Consider the following 22796-nt stretch of genomic DNA (forward strand, 5'->3'; position numbering starts at 1 on the left):
TTCATAGCAAGTACGTAGATACAACTTTTGGGAGGATGAGTAGATGTCTTTTTTTAGCCGTTTTATGAAAAAGAATCAGCCGGAGCCGCGGCCGCTTTTTTACGATATAGTGTGTCCGTATTGCTTCACCAAGTTCTCTCCGGAGGATGTCGTCTTTCGGGCTATGCACAGCCGGGAGGACGATGAAAATTACGCATTGGGTGAGGATGACGCCTTGAACAAATACCGTGAGCGCTTCGGGCTCGATACGGTAGATGACATAGAAGCGATTATCAACCCGGCGGATATTCCGGAAGAATATCATCATTACACGGATCATGTGTTAACTGGGCTTACGGATCGTTACGGTGTGCTTACACGCAGACGGCTTTGCCCGTCCTGCCATAATGAGCTGCCGGTGACTGCCGGGAAGGTGCCGAGTAACATCATCTCGATTATCGGGGCATCCCAAGTCGGGAAATCGGTGTATATGACCTCGCTGATCCACACATTGCAACATACTACAGCAGGTCATTTTGATGCCGCTTGTATGCCGCTTAATGCAGAGATTAGCCGTAAGTTCCGTACATTGTATGAAGAACCGCTTTTTGAGCGTGGGGATCTGCTGGCTTCTACACAGAAGGAAAAAATGCAGGAGCCTTTTATCTTTCAATTTGTCTTTAAGGATGAAAATAAACCGCCACTGACACTTGTATTCTTTGATGTAGCAGGTGAGGGTATGGTGGATCAGGATTATCTTGGACTTCATGGTCAGCATATCAAGAACTCTGCGGGTATTTTGTTTATGGTCGATCCGCTGCAAATCCGTTCTATCCGTGAAAAGATTCATATTAACATCGGTGACCGCCCGGGAGAATGGGTCTCACAATATGACGAGCCGCGCGATGTGGTGCTGACGATGTTCGGTGATTTTATTGCCTATCAGGAAAAGAGTAAGACAGACATTCCAACAGCGGTTGTGCTTGCCAAAAGTGATATGCTGCATTCGCTGAAGGATGAGGATGGCGATTACATCAAGTCCAACAGCAATGTGTTCAATAACTATGTTCACCGCAAAACATTAAACATGGACGAGTTCCATAATATCGACGGGGAAATTCGCAGATTTATTGGTAAGGTGGACAGACCCTTTAAAGATACGATGGATGTTTATTTCGCGAATACGGGTTATTTTGCAGTATCTGCGTTGGGCAGCAATCCTGTGAATCAAAAGATTGAGGGTGTAGTAAGCCCGATTCGTGTAGACGAGCCTTTTATTTGGCTGCTGCATAAGCTGAAGTATATTGAGGGGAGCGACGGCCCGTGAATGTTTTCTCAGGGTCAACAATCGCCCAACAGATGTACACCCGCGAACGTCGCGGAGTGTTTCGTTCCACAGAAGGCTTCGATACGGTAGCGAAATCAGATAGTCTAGACAATAATTTTGTGAAAAAAATCCTTCATCCCTTCTGCCTCTACGATGCTCCTGCAGAGTTAACCGCGCGTGGGGAGAAGGATGAGGCTGCATATCCTGGTGCGCTGCACCTATTTCATGCCGAGAACGGGGATACAGTTATTGGGCTTAGTCGTTATCAAACGGCCGATTTCACAGGCCAACGAAGCGCTTTTTTTGCACATAACTATGTAGTTCCTGCTTCACGTTCCGAAGAAATTGTGCAGAGCTATGGAGACTGGCTGCATGCTGATTTTGCAGAGCGTTATACTGGAGAGCTTGGTGGAACCTTGCCGGAGCTGCCCTCTATTCCAGTTGTTCGCACAGACCGCAGCCCGGATCCAATCGCAGGCTTACGCTTGTTAGGGATTGATGAAGGGATATTCAAGGCGTTATTGCAAGCGGTGATGCTCTCTGTAGCAGGTAAGAAAAAAATCTACGTGGCTCTAAACGTACCTATCACCGAGTTGTCTGCGCGGGCGGTGGAGCTTACAGAAATTCTGTATAGCGTGCTGCCGTATGAATTCCGCCGTAGATTAGGCGTGATTACCTATGCGAATGAACCGCAAAGCCGTAAATATATACATCTTAGCTTTGTGGAAAAAGGTTCACTTCGTCCCGGTGACCGCAGTATTGAGAAGGATTATACCTTTGATTTGGCTTCCGGACGGATGGGGAATGTCGATTTTGGCGAGACCCGCCAGCCTTATGCTGATTTGGTGTGGAAGCTATTACTGCTGAATCCAGGAGATATTAACGACTTCGTTAGCTTCGCCGATCAGATTCTGCGTGGAGAGAGTCCTGAGCACAAGCTAACCCTTTCTTTCTATAATGAGCTGGCTATATTTTATGAGATTGAGCAAGGGAACGAGCATTTATATACGGAAAACAAGAGTGCGGTGCTAAGTGGTTTGCTTTCTTACCTTAAACCAGACGGTGCAATTCATTCTAGAATCCGCTTGAATGATATTTTCTTAGAACGGTTTGACCGGGAATTTGATCTGATTCGGCAAAGAAATGTGCCAGATCCGGCGATTATGGAATGCTTTAAAGAGTATTTTGTACTTAAGGATCACAATTACAGGGTCAGAATCGTGGATTATTTCATCAATGGGATGCTTCATAGTGTGGAAGCGGGCCGCAAGGATATTTTGAGTGCTGCTTACGGGATCATTGAGAGTAATGATGAGTTAAGTGCAGCTTACTTCCAGCGCGTGATGTCTGAAACTTATTTCCGTAAGCAGCTACTTGAGCCTTATATGGAATCAAGACTAGCTGCGGCGTCCAGATCTGCGGATATTCTGAGCTTTGTGCTCCATTGGGGGCGGTTCCTGCCAGTGGCGTTAGAGCAGTCTTTTGCTCAAAATGCTGTGAAGGATTATTTGCTAGAAAAGCTCCAGCTGGAGCATGATCCGGTGGCTTCTGTGGCGGAAATTCATGAAATTGTAGATAAGGCAGAAAAAGATCGCCGCAAAGGAACAGGAGTTGCTCCTAAGGCACTCTCCCTAATGCAGGATCTTGCTGCTTCAGCAGATAGATTCTTACTGAACCGCTTATCGCTTTCTGATATGACGCAGGAGGAGCTTCTGGAGGTAGTTTTTTTACGGTATGGTAATGTTGTCGATTGGCAGCCGCCACTGGATAGGATTAGCAAGCAGAAAGAGAATGCGCTGCGTGCCGCTTACCGCTGGTTTGGTGAAGAGAAGCCGAATGAGGAGATTTTTACAGGATTGTCTCCGCAGGAACTAGACGATGTGCAGCTACTGGGTCGTCGTTTGCTAAAAGAGGCGCGTGTTCTGGAACCCTTTGAACGGCTTCCGCTAGCCTTTTACTACACAACTCAGCGTGAAGGGGGTCCGCTGGATTACGATGCGCTTCTGGAGCTGTTAAAGCGTAAAGCCGGTTCCGACAAAGAAATCATCTATCGGTTTTTTGCTTGGTCGCAAGGCAATCCTTTATTTACGGTTTCGAATAAAAAGCTGCAACCGGGTTACCGTAAGGCGATTCTGAAGTATTTCCTGAGCAGTGATCGTGAAGCGTTCAAGAATCGGGAATTCCGAAAGAACTATGTCGCGGCAGCTCGGCCTGCTCTGCAAAATGTGTACAATGAAGCCCGTTCCCAACTGGCTTCCCCGCTGGCGCGCTGGATCAGCCGCAGCCGATTTCGACTCTTAATCTCCGGCTCCATTACGGGTATTCTGGTGATTATTGCAATTATCGTATTCAGTATGCTGCGTCCGGATGATACGAAGACGGCTCTGCCGGGGACAAGCCCTGAGCCGACCCCTGTTCAGAGTGCAGGCAATATGCTGCCTCCAGCTTCAGTATACTTGAAGGATCAGAGCGTCGAAGGAGATAAGGGGAGCAGCATATTGGTGTTCACCTTCGCAAGTGCAGATGACTGTGTGCAGTTTCAACCGACTGAGATTAGTTTAATGTCTTCGTCTACAGAGATAGATAAAAGCTTTAAGGTCGCTGCCACGAATGGCACTTGTCCAGTGCCGTTAACGGATGGGACGGATGAGGGAAACACCGCTGACGAGTCAGATACCGCTGGCACTACTGGAGGAACAGCAGAAGGTGCAGATGCTACTAATGCTGTAGCTGATGCATCTCCGTCTCCTACGCCTTCCTCTGATACTGAGGACAGCACTGGGTTGCCTTCCGCAACAGCTGTGACTGAAGGTGAACAACCTTCCTATCAGGTTGAGGTTACATTGGAGCCTGGAGTGACAATTCTAGAGAAAAGTATGATCAAAGCCGGAAGATTTACACTGATCGTAGATCCCGATCCTAATATTCCACCAGCTTCTGATTCAAGTGCTGAACCCTCCCCAACTGCAAGTCCGGAAGGAACAGCAGAATAACAAGCTTTCTGAACAGCAATAACTACCGGAAGGTGGCGTATTGCTGTTCATTTTTTTGCTGCCCATACTAAGCTTTTCTATAGACATGCTATGTATTAATAGATATGATTATGGATGTCAAAATAAGATACTACATACTGGAAAAGGTGCAGACTCTATCAATCTAGTCGTCTGCTTAAAAGGGAAGTCCGGTGCAAGAGTCCGGCGCGGTCCCGCCACTGTATGTGCGGAGCGTTTCTTCTATAAGCCACTGCCCCGAAGGTAGGGTGGGAAGGTGAAGAACAGCGATGAAGCATTAGCCAGGAGACCTGCCTTTTTCGTGAGCGTTTCTATTCTTCGTGGGGTAAGAATGTGGAACATATACAGATGGACTGTTGGCAGGAAGCAAGCGCCGCAGCCTCAATTTGTAATCTTCCCTGACCGCCCTCCAAAGGGGCGGTCTTTATGTTATGCGTCTTATTCCCGGCAGTACCCATTCTTATACAGAAAGAGGTTAAACAATGAAGAAAATCATGTCTTCCAAGTTTGTAGCACTTGGGCTGGCCTTATTCATGGTCATTTCAATTCTAGGAACATCTCTTGCTCCGGCGGGACAAATATTTGCAGAAGCGAGCGCTGGCGCCGGTCTGGAGGCAACTGCTGCGGAGCGGATTAATGTTGCGGATGCGACTTATGCGGCTGCAGAATATCTCTTGAAAGGTGGCGTGCAATCGGATTGGCAAGCCATTGGATTAGCGCAAGCAGGGTACAAGCTGCCAGCTAGTTACCATTCAGAGCTTGAGAAAAAAGTAAAGGATGCAGCTGGAAATTTCGCCAATGTAACCGATTATGCTCGAATCGTGCTCGCAGTGAGAGCGATTGGTGCAGATCCTACTAGCTTTGCTGGTAACGGAACGACTCCTGGCTATAATCTGATTGAGAAAATTTATAATAACAGCAAGCTCAGTGAACAGACGCTTAATAATCCGGTATATGCTTTACTTGCGCTGGATTCTGGTAAATATAATATCCCAAGTGACGCGAAATGGACGGCGGATAAGCTCCTTACGGAGATTCTCTCCAAACAGAATCCAGATGGGGGCTTTGCACTAACCTCAGGCGCAAGTGAGCCTGATATGACAGCGATAACCTTGACGGCTCTGGCGGCACATAAAAATAATCCCGAAGCCTACTTAGCAGGGCTACAAGCCGTAGCCTGGTTATCCGCAGCTCAAGATAGCCATGGGGGTTACGGTGACAGTGCTGAAAGTAGCGCACAAGCAATCCTTGGACTCACATCCTTCGGAGTTGATCCTAGTGGATTAGAATACACCAAAAACAAAGTGGATCTAATGGAGAACCTGCTTAGCTATCGTCTAGCTGATGGTAGCTTCACCCATAGCCGTGGTGGAAGCAGTAATGTTCTGGCGACAGAGCAAGGGCTTCAGGCGCTGGTTGCCTATAATTTGCTGTATAAAGGAAGCAACAGTAAGCTATACGATTTTTCCAAATCCTCCATTCAGAGCTCACTCATCTACGCTCCAGTAACGATTGAGGGACCACAGGCCACGTTGGCACAAGGGTACGCCTATGCTGGCAACGCACTTGGAGCGTTAGAGAAGCTGGCGCTTCAAACGAACTTGCCGATCACGAATCCTTCGGGCAGTTATGTGACTGGCATCGGAAGTATTGCTGCTGGAAGCTTTGGTGGTTATGACGGATGGATGTATGTTGTATCGCGTGACGGAAAATGGATTAATCCCGATGTAGGCATGAGTGATTTTGTACTTAAAGATTCAGATCAGGTACTGGTTTATTATGCCGGAGACGACACTAAGCTTGTGGATTCCGTTACGCTTTCCAAAGCAAATCTTAAAGAGGGCGATTCTTTTACCGTCACTGTAACTAGTAAGACGTGGAAATGGGACGCTGCTACGAATACTTCCTCTCCTGTAACTGCAAAAGCTGCGGGTGTTCAGGTCCAAATTGGAGCTCACAAGGTAACGACGAATGCTAAAGGTGAGGCCGTATTCTCAGGAAATATGCCCGCAGGTGACTATACACTGACTGTAACTGGCTACCGTGAAGGTAAAGCCCCAACGATTGCTAAATATACAAAAGCTCTAAAGGTGATTTCTAAGAATGTAACAGCTTCGCTTACCGTTGAAGGCCCGGAAGGGTTGATTAGTGAGGGGACTTTAAAAGCCTCCAATGCCCTTGAAGCGTTGCAACAACTAGGGTCTACCGATGATTTTAAAGTAGATATCACCAAATCGTCTTATGGCAACTTTGTATCAGGTATCCATGGAGTTTCGCAAGGTACTTACGACGGATGGTGGAGCTTCGTGGTATCACGCGGCGGGGAGTGGATATATCCAAGTGTGGGTATGGATGCGTTCGAACTACAGGAATCCGATCGTGTGCTTGTCTATTATGCAGGAGAAAATACACAGGTTGTAGATTCTGTGGTGCTTTCCCCATCACAGCCAAAAGCTAATGAAGCTTTTACTGTAAAGGTTTCACAGAAAAAGTGGGTGTGGAATCAGGAAAGCTTCACTTCTGATCCGGTTATCTCACCGGCTGCAGGTGTGCAGGTTTCGATTGGTGATAAGAAGGTAATCACGAATGAACAAGGTGTAGCTGTTGTTGATGGGGGTCTCCCGGCAAATAGCTATACACTGACTGTTACCGGTTATACTAAAGACAGCGTACCGAGCGTAGCGCGTTATACTCAGTCTCTGACTGTCGGATCGTCTGTTATTGCTCCAGCAAAAGCTACCGCTACCCTCTCAGTGATTGGAGATAGCCGGAAAGGAACCATCCTAGCCAGTACAACAGTAGCTCTAAAAGAGGGCGAAACGGCTTATAGCTTACTAGTCAGTCAATTAGGGACTAAGGTAGTATCATCCGGCAACGCTGGAAGCATCTACGTGAAATCTATTGAAGGGTTGGCTGAATTTGATGGAGGCCCAAGCAGCGGATGGAAGTATAAAACGAACCGGGATGCGGATCCAAGCATCAGTGCAGACAGTTATATTTTGCAGAACGGTGATACTTTGTACTGGTACTATACCTCTGGAGAATAAGGAAGAGGAAGTTTGAGTAGGCGGGCACACTTGGATTCGGAGTAATAGCGGATCGGGTGCCCGTCCTTTTTATATTTGAGGAAAGTCGTTTTATGACAATATATACTTTTATTCGACACAATATTTAAAAAATCATCAAACTCTTAGCCCTTCCGACCGATAAAAATAGATAGATCATAAGATAATGTGAAGGCGGAGTGTAGATGAAAAATTTGAAAGTGAAATACAAAATAGGGTTGCTTTTGGTATTCGCTGTAATCATGGTTAATGTTGTAGGTGGCATAGGCATCATTACGATGACCCAAATGGCCGAAAAAACAAATGAGACATATAATGAAAATTTATTGCCTGTTTCTTACGTAGGGCAGATGCGTACGAATAATCGGGCTATTGAATCCTATCTTTTGGAGCGTTTGATTAGCGTAAATGCCAGCAAAAACAAAGAACTTTCTGAGAGTATCCAAGTGAAGGTTCAGGATAATAATGAACTTATGAACAAGGTGAAAGCGATTCAGTATAATGATCCTGCTATTGTAAGTAAAATCAAAGAGTATGAATCCTTTTTGCCAGATTATCGTGCACAGCGGGATAACATTATAAAGATTGCTGATAGTAATCATAATCAAGAGGCCTATAAAGTATTTTCAGGCGAATTTAACGAATCCCGTGAAAAAATGATCAACCTACTTAAAGGAATTAGTGATTCTTTGCTTAAAGATGCTGATGAACACAATTCAGATTCCATGGCAACCGCTAAAAGCATGCGGGTAAACAATACCATAATGATTACGTTCGCCTGGGTGATTTGTTTCGTAATTAGTATTGCAATTATTCGACTGATAACAAAACCCCTTAAAGAACTGCAAGGACTAATGAAGCGGGCAGAAGATGGAGATTTGACTGTGGTAGCAACTTACACCGCTAAGGATGAGATCGGCCAAATTAACAGTTCATTTAACAATATGCTGCAGGGCTTGCGGAAGATGATGCAAGGGATTGCAGAGAGTGCAGAACTGCTGTCAGCTTCATCGGAAGAGATGAGCGCTAGTGCTGAGCAGACCTCATTGGCTTCACAAATGATCGCTGTATCTTCTGGAGAGATTGCTGCGGGATTTGATGAGCAGACAGAGAGCATTAACAGTACAACACGTTCAATAAAAGCAATGACCAATGATATTGCAGCCGTAGAGGGCAGCAGCTATGAAATGTCGGATCTAATGGGAGTAGTTTCCGGTTCATCGGATCGTGGAGTAGAGGCTGTAGACCAAATCATTGTGCAGATGAAGGAAATTGACCTCAGTGTAACTCAGAGTCAGGAGATTGTTTCTAATCTAGGGACATTGTCACAAGAGATTAATACAATTATTACAACGATTAACGGTATTGCTACACAGACGAATCTGCTTGCGCTCAATGCTTCTATAGAAGCAGCACGGGCTGGTGAGCATGGACGGGGATTTGCTGTAGTTGCTGGAGAAATTCGTAATCTGGCGGAAGCAACTAGAAATAGTTCTTTGCGGGTTACAGATATTATTACACATATCCAAAAGCAAACCGAAAGCGCAGTAGAATCCATGGCTTTGGGTACTGAGCTAGTCACCAATGGCGTAGTTCAAAGTCATCTGGTATCTCAAGCTTTTCATGAGATTCAGACTTCCATTAAAGAAGCTACCTTACAGACAGCGGAGATTAGAGAAGCGGTTGCTCATGTGGCCATGGAATCACAAGGTGTGGCAGCAGCTATGGAACAGGTCAACGTTATATCTAGCAAAGGTGCAGAAGGTGTTCAGGACACAAGTGCAGCGAGTCAGGAGCAACTATCCGCAATGGAGGAAATGTCGGCTTCAGCTCAGTATTTAGCGGTGCTCGCAGAAGATCTGCAAAAGACATTGTCCAGCTTCAAACTATAGGCTTCATAATATTGTTAAAACCAGCAGAGCAGCGGTTCTCCAGTAACGGAGATCGCTGCTCTGCTGTTTGTGGTTATAGCAGATTGGGAGCAAGTGCGAGCCAACTGATCTCAGTTGGTCAAGGGGGAGGGATGTAAGCTGGTCTCAGTAGGTCAGGAGCGGATAGACGTAGGCTAGTTTCAGCAGGTCAGGGGGAAAGATGTAAGTTGGTCTCAGTAGGTCAAGGGGGGAGAGATGTAAGTTGATCTCAGTAGGTCAGGAGCGTATAGACGTAAGTTGGTCCCAGCAGGTTGCGGGCAAACATATGCTATGTGATCTCCAGCCCACACTAGTGGTAAGACGGAGGCGTGGAAACAATAAAAACCTAGGAGATGATCGGTATGCTCATACATCGTAACCCCGTACCCCGTAACTCGTAACTCGTAACTCGTAACTCGTACCCCGTAACCCGTAACCCGTAACCCGTAACCCGTAACCCGTAACCCGTAACCCTAGTGTTCCCGGCAGATCTCTAGTTTTTCAAACACACTGTCTACTTGATCCCCAGTTTAAGGTCATCTGGGTCCGATGCGTGGGCTCATACCCATCCCCATATGCTATCGGACTCAGTAGCCGCTATTTGCATATTAATCGCCATTGGGGTAAGTTTCGGACTCCAGTGCAGCTATTGGTGTGGAAAACGCTGATAACTGGTGTTTTTTGCACCAATAGCGGCTATGTGGACCGATAACACCCGAAACAGAGGCAAATCCAGCAATTAAGGTCATCTGGGTCCGATGCGTGAGCTTATGCTCACCCCCAAAGGCTATCGGACTCAGTAGCCGCTATTTGCCCATTTATCGCCTTTGTAGCAAAGTTTCGGACTCCAGTGCAGCTATTGGCGTGGAAAACACTGATAACTGGTGTTTTTTGTACCAATAGCGGCTATGTGGTCCGATAACACCCGAAACAGAGGCAAATCCAGCAATTAAGGTCATCTGGGTCCGATAGCGTGAGTTCATACTCATCCCAACTGGTTTGGCGGACACAGCAGACGCCATTCGCTCATTTTGTGGCTTGGGAGTGGAGTTTAGGACTCAGTAGCCGCTATTTGCCCATTTATCGCCATTGGAGCAAAGTTTCGGACACCAGTGCAGCTATTGGTGTGGAAAACGCTGATAACTGGTGTTTTTTGCACCAATAGCGGCTATGAGGTCCGATAGCATCCGAAATATAGCTAAATCCAGCAATTAAGGTCATCTGAGTCCGATAGCGTGGACTCATACTCATCCCCATAGGCTATAGGACACAGCCGCCGCTATTCGCACATTTGTCGCCATTGGAGCGAAGTTTCGGACACCAGTGCAGCTATTGGTGTGGAAAACGCTGATAACGGGTGTTTTTCGCACCAATAGCGGCTATGTGGACCGATAGCATCCGAAATATAGCTAGATCCAGCAATTAAGGTCATCTGGGTCCGATAGCGTGAGTTCATACTCATCCCAACTGGTTTGGCGGACACAGCAGACGCCATTGGCTCATTTTGTGGCTTGGGAGTGGAGTTTAGGACTCAGTAGCCGCTATTTGCCCATTTATCGCCTTTGGAGCAAAGTTTCGGACACCAGTGCAGCTGTTGGTGTGGAAAACACTGATAACGGGTGTTTTTTGCACCAATAGCGGCTATGTGGTCCGATAGCACCCGAAACAGAGGCAAATCCAGCAATTAAGGTCATCTGGGTCCGATAGAAAAACTCGGGAGCATGAATGTGATCGGATTAAACAAAAATTAGTGTTTAGTTCAAGACCAAAAAAAGAGGGAATTCCAATAGCTAGTTCACAGCTGTTGGGATTCCCTCTTGATTTTTTCAAAAAAACTCAGCGTGTATCCTTCCAGAAATTCAGAGGTTTCAGATCTGAGCTAATGACGTGGAATGTATAGCCTTCTTTTTTCAATGACTCTAAGATACGCGGAAGTACTTTAAGTGTAGCTTTTTGATCATGCATCAGAATCACTGGATTGGTCTGCGATTTCTGCAGCTTATGAACCTGATTCATTACCGAATTATAGATCGTCGTACTAGCATCCTTGTATTTCCAATCCTCTGAGTCCACGTTCCAATCCCATAGATGATAACCTTGAGCCAAGACTTTATCTCTAAAGGCCTTTGTGAAATAAGGCTTGCTTCCATAAGGAGGACGAATCAGTGTAGTGCTTTGACCTGTAATCTTTTTCAAAATGGCATTATCGTTATCCATCTCTCCCAGCGCAGCCGCAGGTGAAGCATAAAACTTCTCTTTCCGGTGCGTCATTCCATGCAATGCGAGACCATGCCCTTCATTCGCAATCCGTTTCACTTGCGCAGTATGCTGGTTCATATTCGGTCCGATCATGAAAAAAGTTGCCTTCGCATCATATTTTGCCAAAATATCAAGCAATGTAGAAGTTGTAGCCGTTGGCCCATCATCAAAGGTGAGGTATACGGTCTTACCTTGCTTCCCAACAGTTGGCGTAGAAGTTCCAGGAGTTGCGGTTGGCTTCAATTCCTTTTTAAACTTACTTACAAATGTTGCATCATCTAATGTAGCCGAGCCATCTTTTACACGCAATAAATATTGATCTGCTTTAAAAGAAATTCCAAAACCAAGATAAGAGGTCAATTTCAGTGGAACCATTGTTTTTCCGTTTTTCAAAAATGTACTCATGGATATGGTCTTTCCATCGCCTAGAGTAGCTGTTGCATGATCATTCAGCAGTTTGATTGATCTGTTCTGACCTGTAACTTTTATCCCATCGCTCACTCCAGTTAGCGTTAACTTAAGTTCCTGTGATAGATCACGTAGAGGAACGTAATAGGTATCTTTTACCGAAACTGCTTCAATAGTTGTTAACTTATCGTTCACACCTAACCTAAGGGAGCCTGCACCTGCTGCATTCACTGAATCTATCGCTCGTATTGATCCGGAACCAATGAATAATACGATTAATAATAGCCATACTTTCTTTAAAGACATCGTCAAAAATCTCCTATCTATGTATATTTGTCTATTACCTTAACATACATTGATAGAATGAAATTTGAGAGATTGTAACCCCCAGCAGAATAATTTGTTACCTTTTAGAAGTTAACTGTGATTTCAACCACAATCATAAAAAGCACGCGACTCCGGCTAAATACTGGCGCATCAACAAAAAATGGTTAAAATCACCCCGTTTTGCGCAGAATAGATGTGTCTAAATTAGCAACTTTAGTAAACTATTGAACAAAGTTTGAACGGAATTTTTCAACCCATAAACAGCGCCGTTACAGTGATCTTTATCATACTATTAGAAACTTGTAACAAATTGATCACACATATTTAACTTGTTCGCCATTATTAAGGTCTTTTTTAGGCTAAATGGAAAAATAAGTCTTTTGCTTTCTTCTCCATAAATTCTTACTATATATAAAGGTTAATGTTGAGGGTTAATAAAAGAAGTATTGAAGGAAGGAGCTTAAGCATGAACAAAAAGGGACCGTTATACGCTTTATTTCTCAGCCTAATTTTACTCTTGCCAGGATGCAGTTCAATTGCTGTTCTGAATCCGAAGGGGCCGGCTGCAAGAACTTTATCTGACACGATCATTCTCTCCATTGTTATGATGCTCGGCGTTCTGGCAGTTGTCTACATCTTATATGTCTTCGTGCTTTTGAAATACCGTGCTAAAAAAAGCAACGAAGATTATATTCCTCCTCACGAGGAAGGAAACAAATGGCTGGAGGCTATCTGGATTACCATTCCGATTATTATCGTGGCATTCCTCTCCGTAGTCACCGTCAAAACAACAGTAGATGTAGAAAATGTTGCAGCGGATTATAAAGATCAGAAACCGCTTGTAATTTATGCTTCCTCCTCTAACTGGAAATGGCATTTCAGCTACCCAGAAGAAGGTATCGAAACAGTAAACTACGTTAACATTCCAGTTCACCGCGCTGTAGAGTTCAGACTGTATTCTTTCGGTACGATCTCAAGTCTTTGGATCCCACAATTGGGAGGACAAAAATACGCGATGAGCGACATGATCACAACCTTGCATCTTTCAGCTGATACTGTAGGTTCTTATGTCGGAAGAAATGCGAACTTTAATGGTAAGGGTTTTGCCCACATGGAGTTTGAAACACTTGCGATGACAGATAAGGACTATCAGGAATGGGTGAAAGACGTTAAAGAAACGGCGGGTCCACTGACGGAAGATGAATTTAAAGGTCTTTTGGAAATGGAACATGTCGGACGTAAAACGTATACGAATACTCACTTATCCTTTAGCCCGCCTCCGGGAAGCCATGGTGACCATATGAGTAATGGTGGCACTGAAATGGATACGGATAACGGAAGTATGGAGCATCAGGATAATAAAGAAATTCACCCGACTCCAGCACCATCCAGCGAGACGGAATTCAACACCGAGCCTAATCCAGAACTGGATGAGCCGACACCTAGTTCTCCATTAGAAGAGAGCACAACACATGACGGACACTAGTCAATGTTAATTGAACAACTTGAAAGGAGCGATTCCTAATGGATTGGGATAAATTTAAGGTCCACGGCGAACCCCTGATATACGGAGCTATGGCAAGTATTGTTCTGGCTACAATCGGGATTATCGTCGGCCTGACCTATTTTAAAAAATGGGGATATTTATGGCGCGAATGGTTGACTACTGTTGACCACAAACGTATTGGGATTATGTATATCCTCGCTGCATTGCTTATGCTTTTCCGCGGCGGCGTTGACGCTATTATGATGAAGCTGCAAACAGCAGCCCCGGACATGAAATTTCTTGACGCACAGCATTACAACGAGGTATTTACAACACACGGCTTGATTATGATCCTTTTTATGGCCATGCCGTTTATTATCGGTCTGATGAATGTTATCGTTCCGCTGCAAATCGGTGCTAGAGACGTTGCCTTCCCGCGTCTGAATGCTGTCAGCTTCTGGCTCTTCTTCTTTGGAGCTATGCTGCTTAACATTTCGTTTGTTATCGGGGGATCGCCAGATGCTGGTTGGTCCGCATATTTCCCGCTAGCAAGTCTAGAGTTCAGTCCAACGGTGGGTAATAACTATTACTCGCTCGCACTACAAATTTCAGGTATTGGTACGCTCCTCACAGGCGTTAACTTTATTGTAACGATTCTGAAAATGCGTGCACCAGGCATGAAGTTGATGAAAATGCCGATGTTTACTTGGTCCGTATTGATCACCAACGTAATTATCGTATTCGCATTCCCTGTGCTTACGGTTGCACTCGCGTTGATGATGTTCGACCGGTTGTTCGGCTCTCAATTCTTTACGATGGCCAATGGCGGTATGGATATGTTATGGGCCAACCTGTTCTGGGTATGGGGTCACCCTGAAGTATATATCGTTGTCTTACCGGCATTCGGTATTTATAGTGAAATTATCGCCACCTTCTCTAAAAAGAACCTGTATGGATATACATCCATGGTATTCAGTATGTTGATCATTTCCCTCTTGTCCTTCCTAGTATGGGCTCACCATTTCTATACAATGGGTCAAGGTGCTATGGTTAACAGCTTCTTCTCGATTACAACCATGGCCATTGCCGTACCAACAGGTGTGAAAATATTTAACTGGCTATTTACCTTACGAAAAGGGCGAATAACCTTTACGACACCTATGCTATACACCCTGGCCTTTATTCCGATCTTTACGATTGGTGGGGTAACAGGTGTCATGCTGGCTATGGCCAGTGCCGATTACCAGTACCATAATACGATGTTCCTGGTTGCCCATTTCCACTACGTTCTTATTCCAGGTGCGGTCTTCGCCGTTATCGCAGGGTTCCATTACTGGTTCCCTAAAGTATTCGGTTTCCGTCTGAATGAACGTCTTGGCAAGCATGCCTTCTGGTGGATTATCATTTCCTTTAACGTATCGTTCTTCCCGCTGTTTATTCTCGGACTTAAGGGTATGACCCGCCGACAATACACCTATTCTGCGGATACCGGATTTGGCCCGCTGAGTATGGTCTCATTCGTAGGTGCGATCGGTCTCGCTATTGGATTTGTAATCCTGGTTTATAACATTTACTGGAGTACTCGTTACGAACCAAGAGATACTGATGGAGATCCGTGGGATGCACGTACTTTGGAATGGGCAACGAAAAGCCCGATTCCAGCTTACAACTTCGCAGTGGTTCCAAATGTAAAAACACGCGATGCTTACTGGTCTGCTAAACAAGATAAAGTACCGCTTTTTGAAGATAAGATTACTAAGATTCATATGCCTAGCAACACAGGAAAACCATTTGTTCTGGGTGTTATCTTCTTCATTGCAGGGTTCTCTCTGGTCTTCAGTCTTTGGATTCCAGCGATCCTCTCTGGAGTAGGTATCCTCATTGTTCTAGCTGCTATGTCCTTTGATCGGGATCACGGATTCTACATCCCAGCAGAAGAAGTTATTGCTACTGAAAAGAAATTGCGGGGTGAGACAGTATGAAAATAGATGCGTCTAAGCCGCTTGAATACTCAACAGAAGAGAATAGTAATAAAATCTTTGGCTTCTGGGTTTTTCTAGGAGCGGAGATTGCACTGTTCGCTACGTTGTTCACTGTTTATTTTGTAATGGTAGACCGTTTTGCCAGCGGCCCTAGCGGGCCGGATCTTTTCGAAATTGGTCCAGTAATGATCGAAACATTGCTGCTGCTGACAAGTTCGTTCACGATTGGTCTTGCAGTTCATGCCATGCGGCATGGTTACCAAAAAGCCATGATGGTCTTTTTCGGACTAACCCTTCTAATGGGTCTCGGCTTCCTTGGTATTGAAATCACGGAGTTTGTCACTTATGTTCACGAAGGGGCTACACTTCAAACCAGTGGTTTCCTATCCAGTCTTTTTGTACTGCTGGGAACACACGGAGCTCACGTATCGTTCGGGTTCCTGTGGGGTGCGGCTATTCTAATCCAGTTGAAGCGTCAAGGTATTAATCCGGCTACGGCCAATAAATCCTTTATCTTCTCGCTGTACTGGCATTTCTTGGACGTTGTCTGGATCTTTATTTTCAGCTTCGTCTATCTGAAAGGACTGATGTAGCATGATGAAGCAATTGTTTCCAATTCGCCATGTGATGGGTTTCTTAGCCTCTCTTGTCCTTTCTGTGGCTGCACTTGCTGTAATCTACCTTGATCTATCCAACACTGCGAACATGGCTATCCTGCTTGTTACAGCCCTCATTCAGGCTTCCTTGCAGCTCTTCCTGTTCATGCATATTGGTGAATCAGCAGATACCAAGAAAGAACTTTACATCAATATCGCCTATGCCTTATTCGTTGGTCTAGTTACGATATTCGGTACGCTCTTCATCTTCGTATGGGGCTGGTATGCTTAATTACAGACACTAATACTCAAAGGGACGTCTCTAAAGCCAAAATGGCTTAGGGACGTCTCTTTTTTTGCGTTTATTTCGGAGGTTAGTTGTAGCGGATGCCCGGAAATGAGCATCTTTTTAGGCAATAGCTGCACGGGACTCCGAAACTTCGCTCAATAGGCGGAAAATGTGCGAATAGCGTCATTTGAGTCCGAAAGCTACGGGGGATGAGGTTGGCTCGGTGCGATCGGACTCAGAGGAGCTTAAAAGCGGGAAACAGCGGCGTTTGGAGTTGTAACGGACCCCAAAGTCGCTATTGGTGTGAAAAACGCCCAAAATGAGCGCCTTTCTAGGCAATAGCTGCACTGGAGTCCGGAACTTCGCTCAATAGGCGAAAAATGTGCGAATAGCGTCATCTGGGTCCGAAAGCTAGCGGGGATAAGGAGGCTCGGCGCGATCGGACTCAGATGACCTTATAAGCGGAAATCAGCGGCTTTTGGAGTTGTAGCGGACCCCAAAGCCGCTATTGGTGTGAAAAACGCCCAAAATGAGCGCCTTTCTAGGCAATAGCTGCAGTGGAGTCCGAAACTTCGCTCAAAAGGCGGAAAATATGCGGATAGCGTCATCTGGTCCGAAAGCTACGGGGGAGATAAGGGGGGGCGGCGCGATCGGACTCAGGGGAGCTTAAAAGCGGGAAACAGCGTCATCAGGGTCCTAAAACTACTGTGGACGAGATTGGCTCGGCGCGATCGGACTCAGATGAGCTTAAAAGCATGAATTAGCGTCATTTGGAGTGGTAACGGACCCCAAAGTCGCTATTGGTGTGAAAAACGCCCAAAATGAGCACCTTTCTAGGCAATAGTTGCACTGGAGTCCGAAACTTCGCTCAAAAGGCGGATAATGTACGAATAGCGGCATCTGAGTCCGAAAGCTACGGGGGATGAGGATGGCACGGCGCTGTCGGACTCAGGTGACCTTAAAAGCTGGAAACAGCGGCATTTGGAGTGGTAACGGACCCCAAAGTCGCTATTGGTGTGAAAAACGCCCGAAATGAGCGTCTTTCTAGACAATAGCTGCAGTGGAGTCCGAAACTTCGCTCAAAAGGCGGAAAATGTGCGAATAGCGTCATCTGGGTCCGAAAGCCCCGGGAGACAAGGCTAGCTTGGCGCAATCGGACTCAGATGACCTTATAAGCAGAAATCAGCGTCATCAGGGTCCTAAAACTACTGTGGACGAGATTGGCTCGGCGCGATCGGACGTAATTTTGATTAATAGCAAGGAATAGATAAATCCCGAAGGAAAATCTTGGGGATTTTTTTGTTGACATATAAATAAAACTGTATTAATAATAGTAGTACAGTTAGTACACATCATAATGGATTTAATGCAAGATAGTGGAAGGAGGAAGGTTATGTTCGAACTGGACGTTCGTAGTCGGAAGCCGATTTATGAGCAGCTGACCGATAAGGTCAAGGAGATGATTCTGCATGGTATTTTGCAGACGGATGAACAGCTACCTTCTGTAAGGACGTTATCCCAGCAGCTAACCGTGAATCCCAATACGATTCAGAAGGCTTACCGTGAATTGGAACGTGAGGGATATATCTATTCATTACAGGGGAAAGGAAGTTTTGTAGCCCCGATGAAAAAAGAACAAAATGCGATCAAAAAAGCGGAAGTCCGGGACGAGTTGCTGAGGCTGATGGCGGAGGCGGTATACCTTGGGTTCACCGCAGCTGAGATTAGTTCTTTGTACCAACAAGTGGAGAAGCAAAGAGAAGGAGGGAAGAGTGATGATTGAGATTCGGGGAGTCAGCAAGTTATTTCAAGGCGAGAAGGCAGTCGACGATATCTCTTTAACGGTACATAAGGGAACAATTTATGGGCTGCTCGGCTCTAATGGCGCGGGCAAAACAACGCTGCTCAAAACATTGGCGGGCATCTACTCTCCAGATAAGGGGACCGTGCGGGTGGATGGTGAAGCGGTATTCGAACACCCGACGACTAAGCAACGGGTTATTTTTATGCCGGATGCTCCTTACTTTTTCCCACAATCCACCATGCTGCAAATGGCGGCTTTCTATCGCTCGATTTATCCGAGCTGGAATCAGAAGCGTTTTGAAGATTTGGGAACCGTATTTCAGCTCGATAAAAAGCGCAAGCTCAGTCGTTTCTCCAAAGGGATGCAACGGCAAGCGTCATTCTGGTTGTGTTTAAGCTGTATGCCGGATGTGCTGATTATGGATGAACCGATTGACGGATTAGATCCGGTGATGCGGCGTCAGATCAAAAACCTGCTATTTCAGGAGGTTGCTGAACGCGAGTTGACGGTAATCATTTCTTCCCATAACCTTCGTGAGATTGAAGATCTGTGCGATCATGTCGGGATTATGCATGGTGGGAAGATGTTGATTGAGAAGGATCTGGATGATCTTAAGGCGGATACACATAAGATTCAAGTGGCGTTCCGAGATGAACGGCATGAGATTCCGTTAGCTGCCAAGTTACAAGTTCTGCATCAAGAGCGCCGGGGAAGTGTGAACCTATATATTGTAAAAGGGGATCGTGAACGGATCAAAGCGGCTTTTCAGGTGTACGAGCCATACGTATTCGATTTGCTTCCATTAACGTTAGAAGAGATCTTTATTTATGAAATGGGGGATGTCGGATATGACGCGCAGCCATTACTACTTTAATAGCAGTATTTTTCGCCAGAACTTCCGCCAGCATGGCTGGATAGGGATTATATATGCACTCGGCTTATTATTTGCACTTCCATTACAGCTCTTCATGAGCAGCAATCCGGATGCAAAACCGCAAGAAATAGATCATTTATTTCGCATAGCTGGTAGTGTGCAAGCCTTATTTATCATAACGATCCCAGTTGCAGCAGGACTATTCTTATTCCGATACCTTCAGGCAAAATCACCTGCAGATCTTTGGCATAGCCTGCCTTTACGTAGAGAGCATTTATTTACAGCTCATCTGACGAGTGGACTTACCTTACTATTGCTGCCTGTTTGGTTAACTGCTGGGGTGGTTGCCGTTGTTAAGCCGTGGAGTGGTAATTTTTATATTTTTCAAGGCGCAGATATTTGGCAATGGTGTATTACAGTTAGTATTCTGACTTTGTTCCTCTTTTGCTTTAGTGTTTTTGTGGGAATATGTACGGGCCAATCTATTCTTCAGGGAATTATCATTTATATTTTGCTTATTCTTCCTGCTGTACTGATCTCATTAATCCACAGCCATTTAGCTATGTATCTTTATGGATATGCAAATGCAAACTCTAACTTGCGTGATTCTATTTCGCAGATATGGTCTCCTTTTGTTCATATCGTGTATTATTTTACCGGCAAACCCTTCACCAATACAGAATTATGGATTTATGGGGTATTGGCACTTCTATTTATCGGGTTGTCGTACCTGTTATACCGTAAACGTAATACGGAAAAAGCGGGTCAGGCTATTGCCTTTGGATATTTCAACCCACTGTTTAAAGCAGGGGTTATGTTATGTGCCATGCTTATTGCCGGTAATTATTTTGCGCAAATGAAGCAACAGCAAATGGGCTGGGTGATTAGTGGATATGCCATCGGAGCCATTATTGGTTATGTCGCCGCAGAAATGATTGTTCGGAAAACATGGCAGATTATGACGCGTAAAATGGTAGCTGAGTTTGCAATTTATGCGGTAATGATAGGGTTACTTCTGTATATCCCGGTATCAAGTGTTACGGGGTATGAAGCTAGAGTGCCTTCCGGTGATAAGATTAGCGGTGTATATATGGGAGCTAACTACCGGTTGTATGCCCCAACGGATGATTTGTACACTACACCCTACATGGGGCAGAACCCTTTTTCCGATGATAAAGATTATATAGAAGCTGTCCGTAAACTCCATCAAGCGGTAGTTGCGGTACGTCCAGAACTTACCTCACAACAATACGTTTATGAATATTTTACTCTGGCTTATCAATTGGAGAATGGTCACAAGCTAGTGAGGGAATACTGGATCCCTAATAAGGGGTTTGAATCAGAGCTCAAGGCGGTTAAGGATACCGAAGCTTACAAGTATGAAAAGTATAATTTAGCTCTCTTAGACAAAGACCTGGATTATATGTGGGTTACTAACAGGAATAAAAAAGTAGCGATCTCTGATCCCGGGGAAATTTTAGAGCTAAAGGAGATTATCAAACGCGAAATTTTGAATATGTCCTACGAAGTACAGATAGATAAGGATGGAATACCTGATGTGGCTAATATCCAAATAGAGGTAAAGGCAAAAGAGGACAGCAATCAAGTTTCTTCAAGTTATGGTTATAATTATCCATGGAAATCTTCTTTCCATGAGCTTGAAAAGTGGATGAACGAAAAAGGTTATGCCGATAAAATACAAATAACAGCTGAAGATATCCAATCGGCAGAGATTATAAAAGATGATTATATGGACGAGCAAACACCTAAGAACCCTACTAGTCCTGAACAAAGAGTAGCGCTTGCACGCGAAAAGAATCGTACGGCTGTTACGAAGGATAAGACATTATTAACAGATATTTTGGACCATCATTTCCATTATGGTGTTGAGAATGGCAACTACATTGTGAAGTTGATGTACAAAGAGGGTTATAGCGATTTCGTAATGTTAAAAGAATCGGATATGACGCCTGAATTGAAAGCATTGCTGAAATAAGTTAAGAAGTTAGTAAAAGATTACAGATAAAAGATTACAGATAAAAGACTACTGGTTGACATAAACTGGATAGTTGGATTATGCTTTTGGAGATAGGAGAAGGATGAAATGGAACTTTTAGATCAGCCTCTGAACCAGTATATTCGTTCCGGTAAAATAACATCGCTGTATTAACTGGTAAGGAGTTTTGTATTTAGGTGAAGCCCGACCATGGACGATAGAGTCCATGGTCTTTTTTGCATAGTAAGAGGTAATACATGGATGTGTGATTGCTGTAATGCCTCTGGAATCTGCTTCGAAGAGATCCTTTAGTAGAATAATATAAATAGGAAAAATTGAGGTGAAAATATAATGTTAAGCAATACAGCGGAAGTGTCGTTAAGTAAATTTATGACTAAGCTGCTTCGGCATACCCCGGAGCAATATGGTCTTATTTTGGATCCAGAGGATGGTTCCTGTAGGTTGGATGATTTACTGTTTGTTATTGTAAGCACTCCTAGATGGTCAGAGGTGACTGTGGGAGATATTCGGCAAGTGGTTGCAGGTTGCGACAAGCAACGATTGGAAATCGTTGATGACCGGATCAAAGCCCGGTACGGGCATAGCCACACAAAAATCACTTATGAGCCGGGACTCCGCCTGCTATACTTTTTCACGGAACTCATTCTGGTGTGCTTTCTGTGATTTTGGAGGAGGGGCTCCAATCGATGGGACGGCAGTATGTTCATTTGTCTGAAGGGACTCATTTTGCCAGTTTAGCCGGAAGTCCGCAGAGGGAAATTGATATTGTTAACCGTTGATACGATTAGAGCGGGTCAAATGGGTGTAACCTTTTATAAGGCGGGTAATAAGGTATGGTTGGCAGGTCATATACCGCCTTCCTGTCTTAAGGTGTACCCCGTAAGTTGAACTAGATCGACGTTTGGTCAGGAGGCATAATAACATGGATGAAATTCCAGATCACTTAGATCACGGATTACAGATTGTATTTATTGGATTCAATCCTAGTATCCGTTCTGGCGAGGTAGGACATCATTACGCGAATCCGCGGAATAATTTCTGGAGAATATTACATCAGTCTGGACTTACTCCCCGGTTGTATGATGCGTCTGAGGATGGGGACTTGCTTAAGCTGGGCTATGGGTTTACAAATATTGTTGCCCGTCCCACACGGGGAATCGACGATATTACTCGTGAAGAATACCAGGAGGGTCGGGAAATGCTTCGCTCCAAGCTGGAGAAATATCGGCCTCAAGTCGCCTGTTTTGTAGGTAAGGGTGTGTATACAGAGTTTAGCCGCAGAACAAAAGCTAACTGGGGATTTCAAGGGGACGTGCCTCCAAAGGTAGATGGTGTCCGTGAATTTGTTGCACCCTCTTCTAGCGGATTAGTTAGAATGCCGATGGAAGAGATAGTTGGGATTTATCGCAGATTAGCCGAGTTTACGCAAGAGAACGATGGGTGATTGATGTATTCGGAGGTA

14 protein-coding genes and 1 riboswitch are annotated in these 22796 nt (G+C 45.0%); of the genes, 13 read left to right on the forward strand and 1 reads right to left on the reverse strand.

From position 1 onward, the window contains the following. The first annotated feature begins 43 nt into the window (after positions 1–43). The 4 genes from NSQ55_RS04710 to NSQ55_RS04725 all read left to right on the forward strand — a co-directional run bounded on the left by NSQ55_RS04710 (position 44) and on the right by NSQ55_RS04725 (position 9274). Positions 44–1306: a hypothetical protein gene (locus tag NSQ55_RS04710; RefSeq protein WP_076129587.1), complete on the forward strand. Its 1263-nt coding sequence runs from the start codon at positions 44–46 to the stop codon at positions 1304–1306. Beyond that, on the forward strand, positions 1303–4299 hold the full coding sequence (locus NSQ55_RS04715; protein ID WP_339171608.1) for a glycosyltransferase: 2997 nt from the start codon (positions 1303–1305) through the stop codon (positions 4297–4299). The genes NSQ55_RS04710 and NSQ55_RS04715 overlap by 4 nt, the downstream gene beginning before the upstream one ends. Before the next feature lie 127 nt (positions 4300–4426). Next, positions 4427–4630: riboswitch (cobalamin riboswitch) on the forward strand. Between the two features lie 169 nt (positions 4631–4799). Beyond that, the gene (locus tag NSQ55_RS04720) at positions 4800–7364 is read left to right on the forward strand and encodes a DUF4430 domain-containing protein (protein ID WP_339171610.1); all 2565 of its coding nucleotides are present in this window, start codon (positions 4800–4802) and stop codon (positions 7362–7364) included. Positions 7365–7567: 203 nt separating this feature from the next. After that, positions 7568–9274, forward strand: a complete 1707-nt coding sequence (locus NSQ55_RS04725; protein ID WP_076185021.1) for a methyl-accepting chemotaxis protein — start codon at positions 7568–7570, stop codon at positions 9272–9274. A 1854-nt stretch (positions 9275–11128) separates the two neighbouring features. On the opposite strand, the gene NSQ55_RS04730 is transcribed toward NSQ55_RS04725, so the two are convergent. Continuing rightward, a complete protein-coding gene (locus tag NSQ55_RS04730) occupies positions 11129–12265 on the reverse strand; it encodes a polysaccharide deacetylase (RefSeq protein ID WP_076129583.1) in 1137 nt (378 codons plus the stop codon). Between the two features lie 487 nt (positions 12266–12752). Between NSQ55_RS04730 and qoxA the strand changes: the two genes are divergently transcribed. From qoxA to NSQ55_RS04775, 9 genes are all read left to right on the forward strand, one after another. Next, positions 12753–13772, forward strand: a complete 1020-nt coding sequence (gene qoxA, locus NSQ55_RS04735; protein ID WP_036680822.1) for a cytochrome aa3 quinol oxidase subunit II — start codon at positions 12753–12755, stop codon at positions 13770–13772. Positions 13773–13810: 38 nt separating this feature from the next. After that, positions 13811–15754 (forward strand): cytochrome aa3 quinol oxidase subunit I, encoded by a 1944-nt coding sequence (gene qoxB / locus NSQ55_RS04740; protein ID WP_076129582.1) that lies wholly within the window; start codon positions 13811–13813, stop codon positions 15752–15754. Continuing rightward, entirely contained in the window at positions 15751–16347 is a 597-nt protein-coding gene (gene qoxC, locus NSQ55_RS04745) for a cytochrome aa3 quinol oxidase subunit III (protein WP_042124373.1), read from the forward strand. The genes qoxB and qoxC overlap by 4 nt, the downstream gene beginning before the upstream one ends. A gap of 4 nt (positions 16348–16351) precedes the next feature. Further along, positions 16352–16642 carry a cytochrome aa3 quinol oxidase subunit IV gene (gene qoxD / locus NSQ55_RS04750; protein ID WP_036680878.1) on the forward strand — a complete coding sequence of 97 codons (291 nt, stop codon included), beginning with the start codon at positions 16352–16354 and terminating at the stop codon, positions 16640–16642. Between the two features lie 1390 nt (positions 16643–18032). Next, positions 18033–18422 (forward strand): GntR family transcriptional regulator, encoded by a 390-nt coding sequence (locus NSQ55_RS04755; protein WP_339171618.1) that lies wholly within the window; start codon positions 18033–18035, stop codon positions 18420–18422. Further along, on the forward strand, positions 18415–19317 hold the full coding sequence (locus NSQ55_RS04760) for an ABC transporter ATP-binding protein (RefSeq protein WP_036680830.1): 903 nt from the start codon (positions 18415–18417) through the stop codon (positions 19315–19317). Before NSQ55_RS04755 ends, NSQ55_RS04760 begins: the two co-directional genes overlap by 8 nt. Then, entirely contained in the window at positions 19271–21313 is a 2043-nt protein-coding gene (locus NSQ55_RS04765) for a hypothetical protein (protein ID WP_339171622.1), read from the forward strand. The genes NSQ55_RS04760 and NSQ55_RS04765 overlap by 47 nt, the downstream gene beginning before the upstream one ends. A 351-nt stretch (positions 21314–21664) precedes the next feature. Continuing rightward, a complete protein-coding gene (locus NSQ55_RS04770) occupies positions 21665–21997 on the forward strand; it encodes an RNA 2'-phosphotransferase (protein ID WP_339171625.1) in 333 nt (110 codons plus the stop codon). 259 nt (positions 21998–22256) lie between these two features. Then, the gene (locus NSQ55_RS04775) at positions 22257–22778 is read left to right on the forward strand and encodes a mismatch-specific DNA-glycosylase (RefSeq protein WP_076129577.1); all 522 of its coding nucleotides are present in this window, start codon (positions 22257–22259) and stop codon (positions 22776–22778) included. The last annotated feature ends 18 nt before the right edge of the window (positions 22779–22796 follow it).

Origin of the sequence: Paenibacillus sp. FSL H7-0943 (assembly GCF_037963265.1) — a bacterium.
GTDB classification, from domain to species: domain Bacteria; phylum Bacillota; class Bacilli; order Paenibacillales; family Paenibacillaceae; genus Paenibacillus_AQ; species Paenibacillus_AQ odorifer.